Source organism: Bacteroides sp. 2_2_4 (genome assembly GCF_000157055.1).
GTDB classification, from domain to species: Bacteria; Bacteroidota; Bacteroidia; order Bacteroidales; family Bacteroidaceae; genus Bacteroides; species Bacteroides ovatus.
In genome coordinates this window covers 240,342-263,893 of sequence record NZ_EQ973359.1, presented here as the reverse complement: position 1 = coordinate 263,893, position 23,552 = coordinate 240,342, and the positions used below count along the sequence as shown (strand labels likewise).

15 protein-coding genes are annotated in these 23,552 nt (G+C 38.1%); 5 read left to right on the top strand and 10 right to left on the bottom strand.

What is annotated here, in order from left to right:
- Window positions 1-26: 26 nt before the first annotated feature.
- Genes BSCG_RS16165 through BSCG_RS16185 form a run of 5 tightly spaced genes read right to left on the bottom strand, consistent with a single transcriptional unit; the run spans window position 27 to window position 6,063 of the window.
- A complete protein-coding gene (locus BSCG_RS16165) occupies window positions 27-1,046 on the bottom strand; it encodes an energy transducer TonB (protein WP_008775785.1) in 1,020 nt (339 codons plus the stop codon).
- Complete coding sequence (locus BSCG_RS16170; protein WP_004306249.1) at window positions 1,039-1,656, bottom strand: radical SAM protein; 618 nt, start codon at window positions 1,654-1,656, stop codon at window positions 1,039-1,041. Before BSCG_RS16170 ends, BSCG_RS16165 begins: the two co-directional genes overlap by 8 nt.
- Window positions 1,653-4,823 carry a UvrD-helicase domain-containing protein gene (locus tag BSCG_RS16175; protein WP_008775784.1) on the bottom strand — a complete coding sequence of 1,057 codons (3,171 nt, stop codon included), beginning with the start codon at window positions 4,821-4,823 and terminating at the stop codon, window positions 1,653-1,655. The genes BSCG_RS16170 and BSCG_RS16175 overlap by 4 nt, the downstream gene beginning before the upstream one ends.
- A gap of 8 nt (window positions 4,824-4,831) precedes the next feature.
- Window positions 4,832-5,458, bottom strand: coding sequence for a YhcH/YjgK/YiaL family protein (locus BSCG_RS16180; protein ID WP_032845045.1), 627 nt, complete (start codon window positions 5,456-5,458; stop codon window positions 4,832-4,834).
- Window positions 5,455-6,063: an RNA polymerase sigma-70 factor gene (locus BSCG_RS16185; protein ID WP_004300457.1), complete on the bottom strand. Its 609-nt coding sequence runs from the start codon at window positions 6,061-6,063 to the stop codon at window positions 5,455-5,457. The genes BSCG_RS16180 and BSCG_RS16185 overlap by 4 nt, the downstream gene beginning before the upstream one ends.
- 160 nt (window positions 6,064-6,223) lie before the next feature.
- On the opposite strand from BSCG_RS16185, the gene BSCG_RS16190 reads away from it, so the two are divergent.
- Window positions 6,224-7,216: a FecR family protein gene (locus BSCG_RS16190; protein WP_004306246.1), complete on the top strand. Its 993-nt coding sequence runs from the start codon at window positions 6,224-6,226 to the stop codon at window positions 7,214-7,216.
- Between the two features lie 333 nt (window positions 7,217-7,549).
- Here the strand turns inward: BSCG_RS16190 and BSCG_RS16195 are convergent, their stop codons facing one another.
- From BSCG_RS16195 to BSCG_RS16215, 5 genes are read right to left on the bottom strand one after another with little or no spacing between them, the layout of a single operon-like run.
- Window positions 7,550-8,500 carry a DUF4999 domain-containing protein gene (locus BSCG_RS16195; protein WP_032845044.1) on the bottom strand — a complete coding sequence of 317 codons (951 nt, stop codon included), beginning with the start codon at window positions 8,498-8,500 and terminating at the stop codon, window positions 7,550-7,552.
- 23 nt (window positions 8,501-8,523) lie between these two features.
- Window positions 8,524-9,723: a DUF1735 and LamG domain-containing protein gene (locus BSCG_RS16200; RefSeq protein WP_008999501.1), complete on the bottom strand. Its 1,200-nt coding sequence runs from the start codon at window positions 9,721-9,723 to the stop codon at window positions 8,524-8,526.
- Between the two features lie 8 nt (window positions 9,724-9,731).
- Window positions 9,732-10,871 (bottom strand): glycoside hydrolase family 18, encoded by a 1,140-nt coding sequence (locus BSCG_RS16205; RefSeq protein ID WP_004300462.1) that lies wholly within the window; start codon window positions 10,869-10,871, stop codon window positions 9,732-9,734.
- A gap of 27 nt (window positions 10,872-10,898) precedes the next feature.
- Entirely contained in the window at window positions 10,899-12,449 is a 1,551-nt protein-coding gene (locus tag BSCG_RS16210; protein WP_008775780.1) for a SusD/RagB family nutrient-binding outer membrane lipoprotein, read from the bottom strand.
- Between the two features lie 17 nt (window positions 12,450-12,466).
- Entirely contained in the window at window positions 12,467-15,769 is a 3,303-nt protein-coding gene (locus BSCG_RS16215; RefSeq protein ID WP_032849479.1) for a TonB-dependent receptor, read from the bottom strand.
- Window positions 15,770-16,146: 377 nt separating this feature from the next.
- Here BSCG_RS16215 and BSCG_RS16220 point away from each other — a divergent pair, with 377 nt between their 5' ends.
- The 4 genes from BSCG_RS16220 (at window position 16,147) to BSCG_RS16240 (ending at window position 23,530) form a co-directional block, all read left to right on the top strand.
- The gene (locus BSCG_RS16220; RefSeq protein WP_004310779.1) at window positions 16,147-17,382 is read left to right on the top strand and encodes a site-specific integrase; all 1,236 of its coding nucleotides are present in this window, start codon (window positions 16,147-16,149) and stop codon (window positions 17,380-17,382) included.
- A 626-nt stretch (window positions 17,383-18,008) separates the two neighbouring features.
- Entirely contained in the window at window positions 18,009-20,837 is a 2,829-nt protein-coding gene (locus BSCG_RS16230; RefSeq protein WP_008775777.1) for a SusC/RagA family TonB-linked outer membrane protein, read from the top strand.
- A gap of 18 nt (window positions 20,838-20,855) precedes the next feature.
- The gene (locus BSCG_RS16235) at window positions 20,856-22,433 is read left to right on the top strand and encodes a SusD/RagB family nutrient-binding outer membrane lipoprotein (protein ID WP_008640546.1); all 1,578 of its coding nucleotides are present in this window, start codon (window positions 20,856-20,858) and stop codon (window positions 22,431-22,433) included.
- A gap of 32 nt (window positions 22,434-22,465) precedes the next feature.
- Window positions 22,466-23,530, top strand: coding sequence for a glycoside hydrolase family 18 (locus BSCG_RS16240; RefSeq protein WP_008640545.1), 1,065 nt, complete (start codon window positions 22,466-22,468; stop codon window positions 23,528-23,530).
- Window positions 23,531-23,552 lie beyond the last annotated feature (22 nt).

Below are 23,552 nucleotides of genomic sequence, written 5' to 3'. Positions count from 1 at the left end.
ATTAAACTATTTTCTGATTCTTGTATTTATTGTAATCGGAACATAACAGGTACGGTGAAATAAACAGCAACTTTAGTACCATCTTCCAGTTCTCCCGGTTTCCATTTAGGCATTTGATTAATGACGCGTAAAGCTTCTTTATCCAGATAAGGATCTACGCCACGTAAAACTTCTGGTTTGACTATATTTCCTTCTTTATCAACGATGAACTGAATAATAGTACGCCCCTGTACACCATTACCTTCTGTTCCTGTATTAGGGTATTGAATCTTTTTTGCAAGAAATTCCATGAGAGCTTGCTGGCCTTCAGGAAAATCGGGCATAACAGGTACTTTCTCGTAAACGTCAGGATAGTTTATACGAGTATAAGTGATTCTCAATTCCGGGCCATACATCGCACTGAATGAAAGCATCAGATTGTATGTCACTTGTACTGTTTCATTTGCCAACATACCGGGTGTCCAACGAGGAATGAGAGACATGACCCTTAATATTTCAGCTTCAACTTTGGGGTGTATCTTGCGGGTAATCTTAGGGTTGATAACTTGTCCGTCATAATCTATAGTGAATTTTACATCAGTGTATGTATTATTAGCAATACTATCTATTTCTGAATAACGAAGATTTTCTTTCAGAAATTCTATAAATTTTTCTGTTCCTCCGGGAAATTCCGGTAGCTTTTCCGGACCATAAAAGGGGGCTTCCCCTTTCATGTCTTTTTCTTGTATCAGGCTGTCAGCAGTAATGGTCCAATTCATTTTAGGGCATTGCAGTGTTTCTGCGTCCAATGAAGTAGGAGGTATTATTGTGAGTATACCAGTTGATAGTCCAAACAGAGCGATGGCCTTACCTACACGGCGTTTTCGTTCAAGTTGTTGCTCCAAATATCGAACTTCAGCTTCGCATTTGGGGCAAGTACCCAAACAATCTCCCTGATGCTGACATTCAGAGGTGATGAATTCAATATCATTCGCTTCGGCTATCTGCCGACGAATCTCTTTTAAGATTTTACAGGTTTGTTTTCCTCTTGCCATGGCATTAATCATTAGGGGTTTTATAGGTGAATCGGTCGAATTGGGTGATTCCCATTTCTTTCAAAAGTTCTATGCTTTGGTCAATATCCTTCTCCGTATTATAGGAAGGGATGAGTGGTGTCCGAATAACGATTTGCTTGGCTTTGTCTTTCCCGATTAAATATCGCAAATTACCTAAGACGTTTTCATTATTCTTTCCGGTATATCGCTGATAGATGTTATTATTCATATCTTTGATGTCGATTATGTAATTGTCTATAATAGAAATCAGTTCTTCTACATTCTGTTGCGGAACATTGAGAGAGGTTTCGACAGTGATTCTCCATTCCGGGCCACAGAGTTGGCGGAATTGCCTGATAAATTCACTTTGTAACAAAGGTTCTCCACCGCCAAATGTGACTCCTCCGCAACTCGCCAGGAAATAAAGTTCATCTTTGCGTACTTCCTCGTAGAGCTGGTTACAATCATAGCTCTCCCAAACACCATCGGGCTGCAAAGATGTCGGATTGAGACAATATTTGCAACGCAACGGACAGCCATGGAAAGCAACTAATGTTGTAACTCCTTCACCGTCAATCGTTAGTCGATGGCGGGCAATGCCGATGAGAGGAACAGCTTTCATACTTTTTCTATTTTTTCTTCATCCACATACCACAAGTAGCCGGTGATATTTTTATATCCCATCTTGGTAAGAAGTTGCATATATCCTTTCACTTGTTTGTTATATTTAGGATTTTCCTTACCAAACTTGAAATCGACTACAACAACCTGATCGTCTTTCATCATTACACGATCCGGACGACGGGTTTGCAAAACTCCTTTTTCTTTATAGATAATAGCACATTCATTAAAGAGTGTCCATTTTCCGAAATACCAATCTTGAATTTCAGGAGAAGAAAAAGCTTTCTTTGCAACTTCACGAGCCACTTTTTCTTTCTCGTCATTTCTGATAACTCCTTCAAAAATAAGCCGTTCGATGGCTGGATCGATATCTTCTGCTGTTTCGATGACAGAAAATAAAGTATGTAACATACGTCCGCGGTTGATAAAGTGGTCGTCCGAATCTTCTTCTTCAATGCCCTGAATGAAGTCAGCAGAGCGGTTGGACTGACGAAATTCAATATCATGCCGCATGGATTCCATCCGAATAGGGAGTTTCTCTGGTTTCTGGGTTAGCTTGTTTGTGGATGTCTTGATTCTTTCTTTTTCGGAAGGGCATAGTTGTCCTTGCTCGTAACAGTCTTCTTCCCAGTCAATCCCTTCTTCTTGGGCTACTATCGGTAGGGTGTTTGCCAATAGTTCGGACATGGTGCCTTTTTGTTTTTTTCTGCTCCAGATAATAAGGTTTTTCCCTGCGCGGGTAAAAGCAACGTATAGTAGATTGAGGTTATCCACCCAAAGTTGAAGACGTTCTTGCAGGTAGTCGTTACCATAAATCGATTCAGCCATTTGGGTGGAATAGTTAATAGGAAGAATATCCAATGCATTGAATGGTGCTGTTTGCGGGGCACACCATACAAGCTGATTATTGGTTTCATTCTCCAGTTTCCAGTCGCAGAAAGGAAGGAGTACGGTATGGAATTCCAATCCTTTGGATTTGTGTATGGAGAAAATCCGGATACCTTCTACTTCTCCACTCGGAATTGTTTTACTGCATAATGTTTCGTCCCAATACCGGATGAATCCGTCTAGCTCGGAAGAGTTGCTTTGCAGATAATCGGTCACCGCATCAAAGAAAGCAAATAAATAGGCATCCTGATCTTTGATAAGATTCATCTCGAATATGCTGAAAAGTTCTTCTAAAAGCTCATAAAGAGGCATTAGCCTTAGTTCCTTTGTCTTTTCAAGAAAAGCGGCGGGAAGATAATTCTCGGCAGGGAGGAGTAGGAGAGTATTCCAATCCAGTCCTTTCTGTAAAACCTCGTTTTGATAGGCTACGGCCAGTTGGGCACGTGCTATTTTATTATTTTCATCGGAAAGGAATCGCAGTGCATCCAGCATCATACAAATGGCAAGAGAGGCGTCAAGGCGGAAGGCTTCGTCTGATACCACTTTATAGTGTAGCTCCTTATCGAAGTAGTCGGCGATTCGGGGAATACTTTTATTTTTTCGTACCAGGATGGCTATATCATTCAGTCGTACTCCGGAGGTGAGGAGATGTTGCACTTCTTCTCCCAGACTGATTAATGTCTGTTCGGTATAACCATGTTCTTCGTCGGGTTCGAGAAAAGAGACTTTTACATATCCTTTTTCTGTACTTCGGGGAGATTCCTGCACAACGTCGGCATAGGCTTTCTGCAGATCCTCACAATCCTTGCCTAACTGTTGCTTATATACTCCGTTCAGATAGTTGGCGGCAGCTGTGAAGATTTGGTTATTAAACCGGATAACATTGGTTTCACTTCTCCGGTTGGTAGCTAATGTCTTGACGCGGATCGGGAAATGTTCGATGTGATTATTCAGGCTGTTGAGAATTCCCCAATCGCCATTTCGCCAACGATAAATGGATTGTTTAACGTCTCCTACAATCAAACTGTCTGCTCCTTGAGACAATCCTTCCAGTAAGAGCAATTTGAAATTTCCCCATTGCATCCGGCTGGTATCCTGAAACTCATCTATCATGACGTTATGGATATTCGTTCCTATCTTTTCGAATACAAAAGAGGAGTCACCGTCTTTCACCAGTTGATGGAGCAGGGCATTCGTATCTGATAATAGAAAACGATTGTTGTCGTGATTCAACTGACGTACTTCTTCATCGATATTGGCGAGGAGTTGCACTTTGTTGAGATGTTGCAGGGATAATCGGCAACTATTCAGTAACAAATTATTCTTGGAACGTAACTTTTCAGCATCTTCCAGAATTTGCATGAGACTAGAGTTGGCTAAATTAATGATGTCCGCGTAGCGGGGAGAAGTCTTGGTTGCCCAGTTCTTTGCGTCTTCCAGACATTTTTCTACTGTAGCATTACGGATATCATTGCCTAAAATACCATTATTAAGTTTACGAAAATAACTTCCGATTCCGCGTGAACCGTTTTTCAGATCATCAGCAGTCAGTGCGTGTCCATCCAGTTCTCCTTCGAATTGGTCGTAGAATCCTTTCATTTGCTCCAGAATTTCCGTTTCCAGCGCTTTCAGTTGCTTGCGATACTCTTTGATGGTATCAGGGTTTCGTAACCGTTGCCGGAGTCCTTCTCCCTTTTCAATATAACCTTCATCGAAAATATTGCGTCCGAAACTTTTTACTTCGTCCGACACGTTCCAACGTTTATCGTCGGCAATTCGTTCGTTGATATAATCGAGTAACCATGCGAGAACGGGAGAAGTGGGTCCTAGTTTCTCAATCATGCTATCTACAGCGTCACTAAGAACTTCGGTGTTATTTAACTCAATATTCAGATTCGGGCTAAGTTCCAGTTCCCGTGCGAGATTGCGCATGACAGATTGAAAAAATGAGTCGATAGTCTCTACCCTGAACCGGCTGTAATCATGCAGCATATAGCTAAGGGCGACGCCTGCCGCTTCCCGTATCTCCTGTTCGGTTTTTCCTGTCTCTTCTTTAATTCGGTTGAGGTAGGCTTCGGAATCTTTATCGCCTATCTGTATGCCGTAAAGCTGACTAAGAATGCGTTCTTTCATTTCTGCAGTTGCCTTATTGGTAAAGGTGACAGCGAGAATTTGCCGATAGGCACGGGGATTGAGAATGATCAGTTTGATGTATTCCACGGCCAGGGTAAATGTTTTACCTGAACCTGCGGAGGCTTTATAGACTAAAAGTTCACTCATGTTTCTGTTTATGGGATATATTCGATTTTAGCAACAATGACTCGTATATCCTCCGGTTCTTTCCCTGCCTTTACCAATGCCTGATGGAAGTTTTTGGGGAAGAACATGAAGAATGTGTCCGGGGTGGAATCTACATATTTTATTTTCTTGGCTTTGTAGAAAGTTACATCCGGTTTGTATTCGGTGATAGGCTCTGCATATTCTGCTGAAGTAATTCCGAAACGTTCGGTGCCTTTCACTACATATTGCAGATCAATACCATGACGGTGTGCTTCGATTTTACGTTTACTGACATCTTGTGTTGTTGCATCCTGTACATTGATGTAACAATGTTCGCCATCCACTTCATATCGTCCGGCAGGCATATTCGCAAGGTCGTGGGTAGCTAGCCATTGGAAAGTCTTGTCCCACACTTTCTTATTCTTATGATATTGTGACGCAAATTCCTGATAATCGGTTGTTTTATGAGGCATTGCCTTCAGTCCGTTTGCCCATTCTTGTTTTTGTGTCCATTGACGGGCTTGTTTAAGAGTCCAGTTATCAGCGGATTCTTGTGAACACACGTTTTCAGTGAAGAAGAAAAGAAAAAGTCCGATAAACAGGCTTGAACTACTAAATACGAATTTTGATTTCATGATTGTTCGAAAAAATTAGGTCCGAAAATAAGTATGAATAAAGGTAGATAGTCTTTTAAAGCTACTCGTAATAACTTTAAGGCTTGTCCAATCCTGTAATTAATCGTTTGTGGAGATACATTCAGCTTCTCGGCAATTTCTTTATGTGTCAGATGTTGATTGCGGTTCATCTCGTAAGCTTCGAGATATTCTTTCGGAAGTTTTTTTAGTGCTTCTTCATATAAGCGGAAAAGCTCATCACTCAAATAGAAGTCCGGATTATTGAACTCACTATCATATTTATCAACGATTTCCTGATGTACTTTTCGTTTGATCTCAAAATGGGAAAGACGGTTGAGAGCTTTGTTCTTGACAATCGTAAAAAGAAGTGTTTTGAGTGTCAGCTCTTCCATAAGAGTGCAACGATTTTCCCACAGCCACATCATTGTTTCTTGTACAATCTCCTCTATTTCTTCCTGCTCGCCTACATATTGGGAACAAAAAGCACATAGCCTACGGAAGTAATGTCTGTAGACGACGTCAAAAACTTTTTCTTCTCCTGCTTTTAGGGCAGTGATAACGGACTTATTATTATTTATATCCAAATATATCGGAGATTGTGACATTCTCTTTTAATTTATGTAAGACAAAAATAATGAAAGAAGTAGATAAATGAAATAAAAATGCGAGAAAAAATATTTTTTTCTTTTTCTCTTTAGTATATTTGTGCTCACAACTGTATTACTACAAAGATATTATAGTTTTTTTGTAAAAAGATAAAAGAGCATGGATGAAACTATCTTGGTGAATTACCTGCAAGGTGAATGTAATGATGAAGAAGCTGCTCGGGTGGAAGCTTGGTGCGAGGAAGGGCCGGAAAACCGGAAAACTTTGGAGCAACTTTATTACACTCTCTTTGTAGGTGAGCGTATAGCGGTGATGAATACTGTAGATACAGAGGCGTCATTGGATCAATTTAAATCAGCTATCAGAGAAAAGGAGAAAAAGGCTAAGCGGAAAAGTATTTCAATCCGTTGGGGACGTTATGCTACTGTGGCGGCTGCTTTTCTTACCGGACTCGTTTTTGCCGGTGGAATTGCCTGGGGATTACTTTCTAATAAGCTTTCGGATTATGAGGTGATAACTGCTGCCGGACAGAGAGCGCAGACTGTGTTGCCGGATGGTAGTAAGGTATGGCTGAATGCATCTTCAAAAATAGTTTATCATAATTCTTTATGGAGTTCGGATCGTCAAATCGATTTGTCGGGTGAAGCCTATTTTGAAGTGTCTCATGATAAACATGCTCCATTTATAGTAAATAGTAAGCAAATCAAGACTTGTGTGCTTGGTACGAAATTTAATGTGCGTGCACGCCAAGATGAGAATAGGGTAGTGACTACCTTGCTTCAAGGACTGGTACGGGTAGATTCTCCGCGAACGGAAGAGAATGGTTATTTGTTGAAACCGGGACAGACATTGAATGTAAATACGGATACTTATCAAGCAGAGTTAATTGAATATAACCAACCTACAGATGTGCTTCTCTGGATTAATGGCAAGTTGGAATTTAAGCAACAGTCTTTATTGGAAATAACCAATATTATGGAGAAGTTGTACGACATCAAATTTATCTATAAGGATGAAGCATTGAAATCAGAACGGTTTACCGGTGAATTCTCTACTGATAGCACTGCTGATGAGATACTGAATGTATTAATGCATACCAATCATTTCTCTTATAAGAAAGACGGACGGATTGTCCGAGTGATGAAGAAATAAGAGATAGGTTAGTGTTTCTAAAAGGCTGTCTAATTAGATCTTGACAGATTAAGGTTTGTTCGTTATATAAAGATGTGAAGTGCTCCCAAAAGTTAGATACATAACTTTCTGGGGGCATTTCACATATATGTAGTGGCAAACTGATTGGAATGGGATTTGATTAGATAGTCTTTAACACGAGAAATCACCCTCACTACATGACTGAACTGCACTCCTTAAGTTTTGTGTTCAACTTTTGGGGTGCAGTTCATTGTAATGAGGGTGATTTTATGAACTTAAGGCCTGTTTGATAGCCTCTATTCTATATTTTTATAGTTATCTATTCATAAATACTTACTCACTTTTGGGTTCGTAAACATTAAATACTGTAACATCCGTACGACCGTTTGTAGAGATAGTAATAATCTGATATTTCAGATATCGCGTAGTAATAGGAGAAATGAACGTAATATTCTGTGTACCACCGGAGATTGCTAATGAACTCAATGATTTCCATGTCGTACCATTTTCAGACTGTAATATTTCCACTTCTCTAGGAGCATATGCATTGGCCCAATGATTCGTTTTGATACCTGTTAAAACCTTAGCTTCTCCTAAATCAACAGTAAACCAGAATCCTTTATTATTTAGAGCAACGTCAGTTCCAGTCTTGCCATCGATTAAATTATTGGGTGCGCCTTCTACTCCTTCTTCTACATTAATAATCCAGCCGGCGCGATTACTGATAAGTTGGCTATTACTAGGAATACCGCTTTTTAGATTACAATAGGCAGCTTTATTAATAATGACAGGCAATGTACTTAAACTACTGCTAATAACAGTGTTCTTATCATTGGTAGTTACATTACTGATTGAGACACTGAAAGAGAAACTTGTTTTTTCCATGATACTGGCAAATATCGTCGGATCAACCGTCGCAGTGATTTCTTCAGAAGTCATCTGTCCTTCTTTGAGAGTAACCTGTGAGGAACTTAAAACGATCTGGCTTGCATCAAGCCCTTCTGTTTCACTTTTTGCACTTAATGCGATAACCATATCTGTAGAGACTGCTTTCTGTGTTTTTACAGTAAAAGCCATCTTAATTTCATCTCCTCCGATTCCATTCGCATCATGAGTCAGATTGAACTTTTTTACATTCCCCGATAAATAGTCATTTCTCTGTAGAGACACATACGTAGCATTCCACTCGTTAAAAACGTCTTCATCATCGCTACAGGACGAAATGAACGGGACAAACAAGCCGAGTAGAGTTGCTATTGATAGTGATTGAAATATATTTTTCATATGTACATACGATTAAATTATTACTATTTCCATTCGGTAGATTTATCTGTAGATAAAATACCGTCAATCCAGGTAGGAGTAGCAGAAGTAGTCAATGTATGACCTTTGCCGGTTGCATCTTCGAATACATTGCCTTGTCCTTCATTGAATCGCCAATAAGCTTCCAAACCTACAGATTTAGGGCTAACTTGAGTCATGTTATTTTGAATTTGAGAAGCGGAACGAACTACAGACCAGATACGTGCTTCACTCATCAAAATTTTACAGTTTCCCCATCTACTATAAGAATCATCACCTAAGCAGAACCAATTTACATCAGAGAAAGTTGTTGCTCCTGTTGGTATACTCAACACACCCGAATCAACTCCGTTTATGTAAAGTCGATAGTTGGAACCATCACAGACCAATGCTAAATGTTGCCATTCGTTTGGCTTGAAAGAATTACTTGGATTCAAATAAAGCCGGTTACGTCCTACAATCTGTACTAATGAATGTGCCTTATAATTTTCATTGTCACTTTGAGGATCCTCAAAACGTAAAAGGATGAAGTTTGCATCATCTCCTCCGTTCTTAAATACTGCACGGTCACGGTCAGCTGTGTTGGCTACCTGAAAACGAACCTCTATCGTATATTGTGAATACGTTTCGGGAGATTCTGTGAATTTATTAGCTTTTAAACTAGGAGCGCCAACAAACATTGGAGCTGAAAATTCGATAATACTTTCTGCCAAAATAACAAAGGTTCCGGTATTTTCCATCGGTGAAATACTTCCATCTTGCAATACTAGTTTTACAGGCAGTGCATATGATTCTCCCGATTTCATCATTTCCTGACTGAAAGCTTTCAAAGCGATGGGGAGGGCATCGGCTGCATATTGTCCTGCTTTTACAGTAATCGTTTCCGGCAACGTATAATAATCTTTGGGCAACATTATATATCCGGTTCCATTAATATGGTTATAAGTGTCCAGTACTGATTGATCTGTAACCAATTTATAATGATTGTCTGTAGAAGAAAGATTACTAAGATGCACATTTAGGGTAGTAAAACTTTCTCCAGTAGCCTGTACGGTCACTTTTTGACTTGTACTGGAAAGAGCTTCTTCAATATAAGCATGTGTATCTAAAGTATCGTATTTTGCATCTCCACAACTTACTATACTTCCTAAGCCTGTTATGACTGCGGAGAAGCATAAAATTTTTATATAATTCATACGTTTCATAGTTTACATTAATTTTTAAGTAATGAATGTGATGACGGGTTCATAATTTGAATAGCACGGCGTATATTTTTATATTCTGGTGAAGTTCCATACTCTGCTTCCATATGATAGGTTCCTGCACCACCTTTACGGAATCCGTTACTTGGTTGCCAGCGTGCCATTCCTTCGAGAGATTTCATTTTGTTACCATAACGATCAGTGTAATCATATCCACCGTCCATAGCAGCATCAGTAGCCTCGAAATTCTCGGTCATGATGGTCATCTTCGTGATTTGTTCTTCAGACATGACACTGCTATACGTCTGAACAAGTCCTGCACCTGCTACGCCGCCTGTGATAAGACGTTTATCGAGTTTAGAATCACTGCCAGGACTACTATTATTGTAAGCCTGAATGATAAAATAGTCAAAATATAACCCGACTTCAGGTCTACCTGTTATGCTCTGTGGTTCGCCATCGATAACTAATAATTTACCTGTTCCTGATTTCGGACCGAAATATTTGCCTAGTTCATCAACAAATGCAAACATTCTATCGTCTTCGTCTACGATATTACCGGGGTTGCCGAAATTAGGTTCATAATCAATATCAAAGCCGTCGTAACCATATTTGTTTACTGTATCGGCAATGGCGCTTGCATATTTGCGAATGGATGCTTCTATTGCTTCCTTATTTGATTCATCGGAAGGCCATTCCCAAAAATCATTCACAGCTTCTTTTTCGGATGAAAATCCCATATTTTCCCAATTTTCACGAATATTCTGCGGAGTAATTTGATCGCCTACACTTCTGATAATAAAACACATGGTAAAACGAGTTCCTTTAACTTGTTGGCAAAATTGCAGATCTTTTTTTTGAGCTTCTGTAATGTTCGACCAATTTCCCCAAATAGAAACAATATCTACACTATCAGGAATACCGGCTAAAGAGCTTTTCATATAGGCACCTTCACCACTCCAGCCACCAAACCAGCCAAAGGCAACTTGGTGATCTGTCTGCTTATAGGCACGCAAGGCCGCATAATATTCATCCGATACGATCGATTCGGGAAAAGTTTTTGCTTCCGACTCCGTCCAGTCACTGCAACCGATCAATGAGGTCGTTGCCAGTGATATGAGTACAATGTATAATAAATAAATTTTCTTCATAAAAGTCCTTTTTATGCATTATATAAATTAGTTCTTTTTAGCCCACTTTAAGTCAGTAGCTTCGTTATCAGCACCGCCTAGTTCTGCTACTCCCAGATCATAATTGGCTTTATTGTTTTGTGCCTCTGTATAAGGGAAGCTTAGACGACGCATACCGCGTTGGCTACTCACTCCACAATCTGATAGATTGTCGATACAAGGATAAAGTTCCGGATAACCTGTACGGCGATATTCAGCCCATGCTTCCAATCCTAATGGATAATTGGCGATCCATTTTTGAGTAATGACACGTTGGAAATTTTTTCCATTTACGTTATCAGCCTCACTGTCATCCCACATCACACTCACTGTATTGGTAATTGTAACAGTAGCATTTTGCACAGCATCACTTTCATGTGATACGACAGGAGCTTCGTCAATCTTCAAGTATTCAGTGGCTGAAACCTGATATTGTTCCATTGACAAATTAATACCATCTTCGTAATAGGCTTTTGCTGTTTTAGAACCGACATTCCAACCACGCAATTTTCCTTCTGCACGTAAAAAAGCCGTTTCTGCAGCGCAGAAAACCATTAATTTAGAGGTTGCCGTATATGCGGGAATAGAAAATCCTGCAGCGTCTGCCTTTTTAAAATCAGCATCTCCTGTACGCATACCTACATATTTATCTGTTTTCCCGGCAAGGGTAGACTTATTAAAGAACTTCGGCATACGTGGATCGCCATATGCATTCATATAATCTACAATATTTGCATTCACACGCAGATCACCCCAACTTACAGCTGCCAGTTGATATGGATTACTCTGTGTGCCACAAGAAAGCATAGCATTATCCGAATTACTTTCAATCAATCCTGCTTTATGTGTTACTGCTGCTTCAGCTGCCTCTTGAGCAATGCCAGGCCATGTTCCGCTGATTCGCATTGCAACACGTAAGCGCATTGAATTGGCTAGCTTAGCCCAACCTGAATAATTTCCATCAAAAACCGGATCATTGGCCCCCAATGGGGCATTGCCATTTGTTTCTACATAATAGTTGTACAAAACATCAGCTGCATTGGCTAAATCACTTAATATACTGGTATAGACCTGTTCCTGGGTATCATAAGATACATAGAAATTACCCTTCTTTACTTGGCTGTAAGGCATCGGTCCATAACAATCCGCAACGCGAAGCATCGTTATTGCACGTATCATACACGCAAAAGCATAATAATGTCCCGTAGAATTAGTTGCTTCCTGTATTTGGAAAAAGTTTCCATATATTTTTTCAAACGGAGTGTTCCAGGGGGTAGCATTCCAGGCATCACTCTGATTGAATGTGCTGAAGTTTGTACCACTCCATGTGTTAGAACAGCATAGATAGCCACCTAACTGTCCCACCATCTGATCTTGCATTTGAGAGTCATTCTGCTGAATATTCACAATTGTTTCAATCATAGACTTCATCAAAGTCGCAGGGTCTGCATCATGAATTTGATATTGATTCGTATTATACTCCTCAAATTTATCGGTACAACTTCCTGCCAGTAACAACAGAGCGGCACCGACTGTGATATTTCTTAAATATTTTCTCATAACATTAGCTTTTTCTTTTAGAATTGAACTTTCACATTAAAACCGAAGTTACGCAAGCTAGGTTGCATAAAGTAGTCTACATTCATATAATAGTTACTGGAGGTAGAGGCAGACAATTCCGGGTCAAATGGGGCTTTACAATAAATCATCCATAAATTACGTCCTACAATACCCAAAGTAACATTCGCCACATTTTTAAACCATCTTTTAGGAAGTGTATAGTTTAGACTCAATTCCTGCAAACGTACATTGGTTGCACTATATAGATAATAACGACCGTAGCCACCTTCACCCGTACCAATAGTCTGGTAATACTTTTGGGCGTTAACTTTACCGTTATTAATAGGTATACCACCATTATCACGAGCTGTTGCAGATGTTTCGGATACTCCATAATAATCTAAGATACCTTGAGTAGCCGAATAAGCTAATCCGCCTACGCGGGCTGATAATACAACTCCTAAATCAATTCCTTTATAAGTGAAATGATTGGTCCATCCGAGGTTGAAATCAGCATCCAGATTACCTACTTTTACCGGAGTGTTTGATGAAGTGATACCCAGATTACCATTCTGATCGACTTTTATATTACCGTTATTGTCTTTTGTCAGTTGGTTGTATACATAGATATCAGTCATGGAGCCTCCTTCTGTCAGGATGACGCGAGGAGCTACATTCTCTTTACCTAACCAACCCACATTCATTTCATCCATTTGGATAGCTTCTCCTGTCACGGGATTCACGCTGCCGCTTGCCAGTCGTTTCACCTTGTTACGGTTTAGAGTGAAGGTTGCATTAGAAGACCATCCGAATCCTGCCCATTTATCGTTGAACCCTAAAGCCAATTCAAGACCTTGGTTTTGCACGTTACCAGCTTGTACAATCGCTTGTTTATATCCGGAAGAAGAGGGAATATCTACCTTAAATGTTTGGTTCAGTGTGTTAGAACGATAGTAAGTTGCGTCTAAATTGAAACGGTTTCCCCAGAATTTCAAGTTCAAACCGATTTCCCAGGACTTAGTCTTTTCAGGTTTCATGTTGTCCATCGGGTAAACGGTCGGATTCGCCCAGTTATGTGTCTGGCTGTTGTATTCGTAACCCGGATTAGTAAGGAAACGATCGAAAGAAGAGGCTACCACTGTATATGAACCGCGTATTTTAGCATAAGAGATCACCTCGGGCAGTTTAACCATTTCTGATAATAAAGCCGATAAACCGACTGACGGATAAAAGAAAGATTTCTGTTTGGAGAATGCAAGTTTTGAATCCCAGTCATTACGTCCGGTTACGGTTAGATACAGTTGATTTTTCCAACTTAATTCAGCACTGGCAAAAATACTTTGAATTTCATCTTCATATCCGGTAGGGTCCGGTTTATAGTTGGCGGAGAAATTAATATTGTTGATCTGGAAGAAGTTAGGAATAACCAGGTCACCTGCAATATATAACTGATCCATTGAAGTATGATATATGGAAGCACCAACATTGGCTGTTAAATGAAAATCACCAAATGTTTTATCTATATTAGCCAGGAAATCGGCATATAAAGAACGTTCCTGACGCATGGCATCTTCAAAACCACCGCTTACACCACAGAATGTTGTTAATGTAGAAGCAGATTTTTCGTTTTTATTCCGGTAGTCGGAGTTGTCCAGATTGACACGACCGACAACATTGAGCCAATCTGCAGCCTGCCATTTCAAAGAAGCGTTCATCATATAACGTTTCTTGTTGGAAGTACGGTTGATGCGATTTTGTATCCAATATGGATTTTGTAATGACAAACTTGCATCACCATAAGGCCAATATTGTTCCATATAGCCGTAGTTAGTATTATAACGCTCATACAGACGAATTTCGTCAAAGTTGTCTCCACGAGGGAATAGATACAGTGATGGGAGAGGATTATAATACTGTCCTTGAGAAACCATGTTTTTGTTGTTCTGAACGATATATTGTGCACCGATATCCAGAGTAAGTTTATCATTCAGGAAATGGGTGGTATTACGTGCCGTAAAATTATAACGGTTATAGGAGTTATTCGGAAGAATTCCACCGGAGTTAGTTGTAGAAGCAGAAAGATAGGTCTGGTTTTTGGTATTTCCTGTAGATAATGCTACCGAATTGATAACATTGGAGCCTGTTTCAAAGAAGTCAGATGGGTTATATCGACGGTTTGTCAATTCTCCCCAGCTGAATAATCCGGAACTTGTACCATAACGGTTCTGCATATCCGGCATAATATATGCTTTAGAGAAAGTAGTACTGTTGGATACTGTTATGGTAGTTTTCTCTGTTTGGCCTTTTTTAGTAGTAATTAAAACAACACCGTTTGCCGCAGCAGAACCATATAATGCTGCCGCAGAAGGACCGGTCATCATACTAATACTAGCAATATCGTCCGGATTTAAGTCAGCAACAGCATCTGATCCTCCCATCTCTCCAAATAATCCTTCGCCACCGCTTTTTCCTGTATTAAAAATAGGTACACCGTCAATTACATACAATGCATTGTTATCTTTAGTCAGAGATTTCATACCACGCATAACAACACGTGTGGCACCACCAGCACCGGTTGCACCACTATTAATCTGAACACCGGCAACCTTTCCTGATAGTGAATTCATAAAATTGGCATCTTTTACAGCTGTCAATTCGTCACCTTTTACCTCTTGTACATTATAACTTAACGCCTTAGTTGCACGCTTGATACCCAATGCAGTAACAACTACTTCGTCCAATACTTGCGTATCTTCTCCTAAGGTTACTTTTATAGGTTGTGCGTTGGCAAGCGTGATTGTTTGGGAGGCATAACCGATATAGGATACTTCAAGTACATCACCTTTAGCTGCTTGTATTTTGAAATTTCCATCCATATCAGTGATAGTACCATTTGAAGTTCCTTTTACCAAAATACTAACTCCAATCAATGGTTCTCCTTTTGAATCAGTAACAGTACCACTTGCAGTAATTGGTGTTTTTTTCTGCTGCTCTTCTTTATTACTCTTCGCAGAAAGTACAATATGATTATCTACTATTGAAAAACTGACATTTACTCCTCTGAATAACTGATTCATTACATTATTCAAAGATTCTTTTGTTACCTTGATAGATATGACACGATTTATATCGACATCATTTGTGTTATAGACTACTGACATTGAAGTTTGTTTCTCAATTTCTTTCAAAGCAGTGTTCAAGGGTACTTTCGATAGATTAAGAGTGATCGTTCGTTCTTGCCCATAAGCTGAAGCAAAACACGAAACCAACAAAAGGAAGAATAACAAGTATGAAAACTTGTGTTTTATAATTTCTTTCATCTTATTCTTTTTAATTAGAAATAGTTTTTAGAGAATTTGTAATTAGAGGCGGTAAATGAGATTACCGTTTTCACACAAAGGTTTCATGTATCTCTGTTTCTCATAATTAATAAATTTAAAGGTTATACTTAAAATAAATTCCATAAGCGCTTATTCAATAGTAATACATTTTATGTTGTAACCTTACTAAACGAAGATAAGATTTTTTTCGAAAAAAATAGAATAGAAAGATTCCTAATTGAAAAATAAATACTCAAATATTTGATAAATAGAATCTTATGTACTTATTAAAATCAGGCTGATTTATTACATTTGCATACATTTTGCATACAATATATGTATGCTTTACCTATTGTATAGATATAAATATTCATTTTATGTTCAAATATTCAAAAGATGGAATTTCGGTTTTAACCATATTAGATACCAGAAGAGCAAAAAAGAGTGGACAGTTTCCTGTTAAAGTTCAAGTGGTATATAGAAGAAAGCAAAAATATTACTCAACTGGGAAGGAAGTGTCAAAAGAAGATTGGGCAAGGTTATTAAAGGTAAAAAGCCGGTTATTGGCAGAAATTCGATCAGATATAGAGAGTAGTTTTTCAACTATTAAGCAACAAGTTAATGAACTGATAACAAAAGGAGAATTTAGTATTGAAACATTAAGCGTCAGGTTAGGAAGGCAGATGAATGATATGACTTTGCGCAGTGCTTTTCGCTTAAAAATGAAAGAACTGGAAGCCTATGAACAAGCAAACACTTACCTAAATTATCAAAGTGCTTTAAAAAGTTTAGAAGATTTCGGAGGTTCCACTATACCTTTGGAAAACATTACAATTGATTGGCTTAAACGTTGTGAAAAATTTTGGATATCAGAAGGTAAAAGCTATTCAAGCATAAGTATTTATTTCCGAGCTTTAAAGTGTGTCTTAAATCGTGCTGTACATGATGGTATTATAAAAGAATCATCTTTTCCTTTTGGAAAGAATAAATATGAAATTCCTGAAGGGTGTGGACGTAAATTAGCACTTACTCTTTCTGAAATAAAAAAAGTAATGTCCTATCAATGTGAAACAAAAGATATAGAAGAATTTAGAGATCTCTGGGTGTTTTCTTATTTATGTAATGGCATTAATTTTATGGATTTATTATTTCTTCAGTATTCAAATATTATGGATGGAGAAATATGCTTTGTACGCTCTAAGACATCTCGAACTACCAAACATAACAAAGAGATACATGCAATCATTACTCCTGAAATGTGGAATATTATTCAAAAATGGGGTAATCCAAGATTAAGCCCGCAAACGTATATTTTTAAATATGCTAGAGGAACTGAAGATGCCTTTGAAAAGATTAGATTGGTACGGCGTATTATAACCAAATGTAACAGAAGACTTAAAAAAATAGCCCAAGACATTGGAATTTTTCAGTTGACGACTTACACGGCAAGGCATTCTTTTGCTACAGTATTAAAACGTGGAGGTGCGAAAACCTCATATATTTCTGAAAGCTTGGGACACTCTAACTTATCTGTAACCGAGCACTATTTAGCATACTTTGAAAAAGAGGAAAGAATAAGGAATGCTCAATTATTGACTAACTTTAATCTCTAGATTAATACATTTGCATGCAAATTGTATGTACAATGAAAAATGGACCAATAATTGATATAGGATAAAAGTGAGTATAATATTAAAAAACGCATATTCAGATTATCTATAATTTAGAATATGCATCTTGTTATCAGGAGTGTTTCGAAAACCGCAGGGATTTCCACTTTAGCCAAACGTAATTCAAATAAAAAAAAGGATGATATTATTGCAATTTATTCTTTTTATCGCCCGCGTAGTGATAGAATAATATCTAATATTGATAATATTAATCAAATGAAAAGATTCCGTTCTTTGTATTATCGGCACTAACTAGAAGAAAACAACTACTATAAAGCAAGTTATTATTATTCTTTAAATGATTTGTTAGGTTCCATTTAAAGAATCAAAATGTTCCACACCGAGAATCACTTCGTTTCTCGGTGTGGAACATTCCTGAAAAAACGTCTTTTATCGAATATTCATACCGCATATATGAATAAAAACAAGTTGATTACTGCATATTCATGCGCAATCTTACTAACTTTTTCTCTCATTCATTGAATTTACTTAATTGTATTTAGTCTGACATCTTAAAAATAGAACATCTAATCTATTTATCAAACAAGAATAGAATTTAGGGAAAGTATATGAAACTGATTTTCTCCCAAGCAATCACGCTTACTAGTGCACAACCCTTGAAGGTTACTTTAGGAGAAGATACGCAGGTGTTGGACGAAGTAGTCGTTACTGCATTAGGTATCAAGCGCGCAACTAAAGCATTAAGCTATAATGTGCAAGAAGTAAAAGGTGATGAATTGACAACTGTAAAAAGTGCCAATTTTATGAACTCACTGGCTGGAAAGGTGGCTGGCGTTAATATCAATGCATCTTCATCCGGTGTTGGAGGGGCTACACGTGTAATTATGCGTGGTACCAAATCTATATCTTCAGACAATAATGCTTTATATGTAATTGATGGTGTTCCTATTTTTAATACAAATAAAGGTGACACTAACGGACAATATTCAGCCCAACCGAGAGGAGAGGGCATATCTGATATCAATCCGGAAGATATTGAAAGCATGTCTGTATTAAGTGGACCTGCTGCTGCGGCCTTGTATGGCTCTAATGCAGCGTCTGGTGTAATTTTAATTACTACAAAGAAGGGAAAAGAAGGTAAGGCACGAATTATTATTTCTAATAATTCTACTTTTTCCAATCCTTTTATAATGCCTGAATTCCAAAATTCTTATATAAACCGCGCAGGTTCCTTTGCTTCATGGGGAGATAAAGCGTCTTCTCTTTTCGGAACTTATGAGCCAAAAGATTTTTTCAATACTGGTACTAATATCCAGAATAACGTTTCTTTATCTGTTGGTAATGAAAAGAATCAAACTTATCTGTCTGTAGGTACTACTAATGCAACTGGTATCATTCAAAATAGCAAATATGACCGTTACAATTTTACCTTCAGAAATACAACAAAATTCCTGAAGGATAAAATGACATTAGATGTGGGTTTTAGCTATATTATTCAAGAAGATCTTAATCTAATGGCACAAGGTGAATATTTCAATCCACTACCAGCCGTATATCTGTTCCCGCGTGGCGAAAACTTTGAAGCTGTGAGGATGTATAAAACGTATGACACAACTCGTAAGATAGATGTACAGAACTGGGGATGGGGTGATCCTGGATACAGTATGAAAAATAATCCATATTGGGTGGCTAATGAGATGAACCATGGCATGAAAAAACAACGTTACATGGCTAATGCCAGTTTAAAATATGAAATTTTGGATTGGCTTGATGTGACAGGGCGCGTTCGCATTGATAATGCAACCAATGATTATTCAGATAAAAGAAATGCTTCTACTGATCTTTACTTTACTAATAGTTCTATTTATGGATTCTATAAGTACTATAAAGCTGACGATAGACAGGCTTATGCAGATGTGATGGCTAATATTAATAAACGCTTTGGTGACTTAAGTTTAAGTGCTAATATTGGCGGTAGTTTTACTCAAACTTATTATGACGAAAGAGGATTCCAAGGTGGTTTGAAAGATATGTCTAATGTTTTTAGTCTATATAATATGACTACAACTTTGGATAAAGATACTTATCCTATAGAAAGTGGATACAAACAACGCACCAACTCTATTTTTGCTAGTGCGGAAATTGGTTGGAAGAGTATGTTGTATATGACTTTAACCGGACGTAATGATTGGGATTCAGCATTGATTAATACAGAACAATCATCTTTCTTTTATCCATCAATAGGGCTTTCAGGAGTTATTTCCGAAATGGTAAAATTACCCAAAGCTATTACTTATTTGAAAGTACGCGGCTCATTTGCTTCAGTAGGTGCTCCTATTCCTAAGAATCTTTCTTCCAACAAAACGTATGAGTGGGACCCTGCGACTAGTCAATGGAAATTACAAACTTATCGTCCTTTGCCTAAACTTTATCCTGAACGTACTAATTCTTGGGAAGCTGGTTTGAATGCCAAATTTTTTAATAATAGTTTAAGTTTGGAAGTTACCTGGTATAAGGCTAATACTCGCAAACAAACATTCCAAGTTCCTTTATCAGGAACCGCTGTATATGCGACTATGTATGCGCAGTCTGGTAATATTGAGAATAAAGGTATGGAATTTTCTTTAGGGTACAATAAATCATGGGGAGATTTCTCGTGGAATTCAAATTTGACTTTTAGTTTTAATAAAAATAAGATTGTAGAACTCTTGGATGATGCAGTGGATGATGAAGGTAATCACTATAGTTTGAGTGAGATAGATAAAGGTGGCATTGGATCGGCTAAAGTTATTCTTCGTAAAGGAGGAAGCATGGGAGACATGTATGTCACTAATCGTTTGAAACGTGATAATGAAGGAAATGTATATATTGATAAAGCGAGCCAGAATGTGAAGAAAGAGGATATAAAGAATTCGGATGAATTTATTCATATTGGCTCTGTATTGCCTAAGAGCAATTTAGGCTTTAGAAATGATTTCTCTTATAAAGGCATTAGCTTGGGATTCATGCTTGCTGCCCGCTTTGGAGGTATTGTTATCTCACCAACACAAGCTGTAATGGATCAGTTCGGAGTATCTAAGGTCACAGCTTTAGCACGTGATAATGAAGGTGTTCCTGTAAATAATGGAAAAGTGGATCCCCAGACTTATTATACAGAAGTGGGTGGAATAAGTGGATTGATGTCTAACTATGTATATAGTGCTACTAATGTTCGTTTACAAGAGTTATCGGTGGGCTACTCACTTCCAGCCAAATGGTTTAATAACAAATGTAATCTTAGTTTGTCAATAACAGGTCACAACTTGTGGATGATTTATAATAAAGCACCATTTGATCCGGAAGCTACCGCTTCTACTGGTACTTATTATCAAGGTGTTGATTACTTTATGCAACCAAGTTTGAGAAGTTGGGGATTTAATGTAAAAATACAGTTTTAACGATAAAAGAATAACCAAATGAAAATATATAAATTCATAACGCAGATTTCTATTGCAGGCTGTATGCTTGTTGGAACTCCAATGTTACAAGGATGCATGGATAATAGCTTGAATGATCCGCTGGGAAAAGTTTCGGAAGAAGAACTTGGACGAGATGGATTTGCTGCCAATGCTTTCTTCTTGACTTTATGTGATTATGCATATCCCATAGCTACTGAAAACATTTATAATACCAATGAATCCTTGATTGGTGACTGCTATGGACGTTATCAAGTAATGGCAACAGATAAGTTTAAAGGGGCAAATTTTGCTACATATAACGCACCCGAGAACTGGTTAAACTGGCAGTTTGCAGATGATAATGTAATGGTATTGACGTATGGTGCATGGAATAAAATAAAGAATGTAACCCAAGGAACAGGAGTTAACTTTGCATGGGCACAGATTTTGAGAATTGCGACAATGCATCGTATGCTTGATATGTATGGGGCACTTCCTTATTCCCAAATTTCAAGTGATAAACTTTCGGCTCCTTACGATACAATGGAGGAAGCATATCATGCTATGTTTACTGATCTGACTGATGCTATTAATGTAATGACTGTTTATGTGACCGAAAATCCAAACAACAGAACGATGGCTAAGTATGATAAAGTTTATGACGGTGACTTTGAGAAATGGGTGAAATTTGCAAATTCACTGAAACTACGTATGGCCATTCGTATTCGTTTTGCAGATCGTGAATATGCTAGACAGATGGCGGAGGAAGCTATTAACCATTCTATTGGGGTAATTACTTCTAATGAAGATAACGCAACTTCTTTAGGTACTAAAAATCAATTGTATACGGTATTGGTACAATGGCCCGATCAATGTGTCTCTGCGGATATTACGTCCTATATGAAAGGGTATAACGATCCGCGTATGTCGAAATATTTTAAAAAGAAAACGAGCGATAAAGGAGATGATGATTATGTGGGGATGCGTGCAGGCTTGTCTTATGGTAATGATATTACCGGACCGACTTTCTCTAGAATAAATGTTGGAGAGATGGATCGTACTTTATGGATGAGTGCAGCTGAAACAGCTTTTAATAAAGCTGAAGCGGCAATGTTAGGATGGGATGTAAAAGGAGAAACGGTGAAAGATTTGTATGAATCAGCTATCAGACTTTCTTTTGCACAATGGGGAGTATCGGATGGTATTGACCAATACCTGAATGATGAATCAAGTACTCAGGCTGATTATGTAGATCCTAATGAGAATAAGGGGAATGAAAGTGCTATTAGCTTTATAACTATCAAATGGAAAGATGATGCTGGTGAGGAAGAAAAACTGGAAAGATTAATAACCCAAAAATGGATTGCAATGTGGCCTTTGGGACAAGAAGCATGGAGTGAGTATCGTCGTACTGGGTATCCGCGTTTTTTCCCGTTATTGAATGGAAATGTAACCAATCTTCCTTCTGCTAATCGTATTCCGTTCCCACCATCGGAATATATTCGTAATGCTGCTAATGTAAATGCTGCTGTAAGTAAATTGGGTGGCGCTGATAATTATCAGACTAAGGTTTGGTGGCAGCGTAGGGATAAGTGAATAATAGTATAATCTATATTAATATAAATAGTATGAGAAAGATATTCTATTTTATAATGTTGTTATTTGGCATAACGGTTGCGAATACAGCGTGTGATGATTGGACAGACATGGAACCAAAATTCCAGGAAGATATGACTCAGTCGTCACTTCCGGAAGAATACTATGCCCAGCTTCGCGCTTATAAAAAAACAGATCATCCGGTTGCTTTTGGATGGTTTGGTAATTGGACAGGAAATGGAGCTACCTTAGAAAAATGTTTAGCTGGACTTCCTGATAGTGTAGATTTTGTTTCTATTTGGGGGAACTGGAGACATTTGACAGAAGCGCAAACAAAAGATTTGCGTTATGTACAAAATGTAAAAGGTACTAAAGCTTTGATGTGTTTTATTGTTCAAAATATCGGTGACCAATTGACTCCCGAGGAATATAAAGATAATTATCTGGAATTCTGGGGATGGAATGAGAATAAGGAAGAAGCTATAAAGAAATATGCCCATGCAATATGTGATAGTATTGATAAATATGGATATGATGGCTTTGATATTGACTATGAGCCTAATTTTGGTCATCGAGGTAACATGAGTGGAAGTGATGAGAATATGTTGTTGTTCATTCAGACCTTGGGAGAAAGAATCGGACCAAAATCGGGTACAGACAGGCTATTAGTAATTGACGGTGAGCCACAAAGTATTGTATCGGAGTCAGGTCCTTATTTTAATTATTTTATAGTGCAGGCTTATGATTCTCCAGGAGATAATACTGGACGTGACCATTTGGATAGCCGTTTAAACTCTACAATAAGAAACTTCGATGGGCATTTGACTGCAGAAGAAGTTGCTAAGAAATATATTGTAACTGAAAATTTTGAAAAATGGGCTTTGTCTGGTGGTGCTGATTTCACAGATCGATATGGAAATAAAATGAAGTCTTTGGAAGGTATGGCACGTTGGACGCCTATTATTGACGGGAAAAAATGTGTAAAAGGAGGGGTCGGAACTTATCATATGGAGTATGAATATACAATTGATGGTACAGAAGAATCTTATCCTTATTTGCGTAATGCTATCCGCATTATGAATCCACCGGTAAAATAATAAATTTAAAGATATAATAATT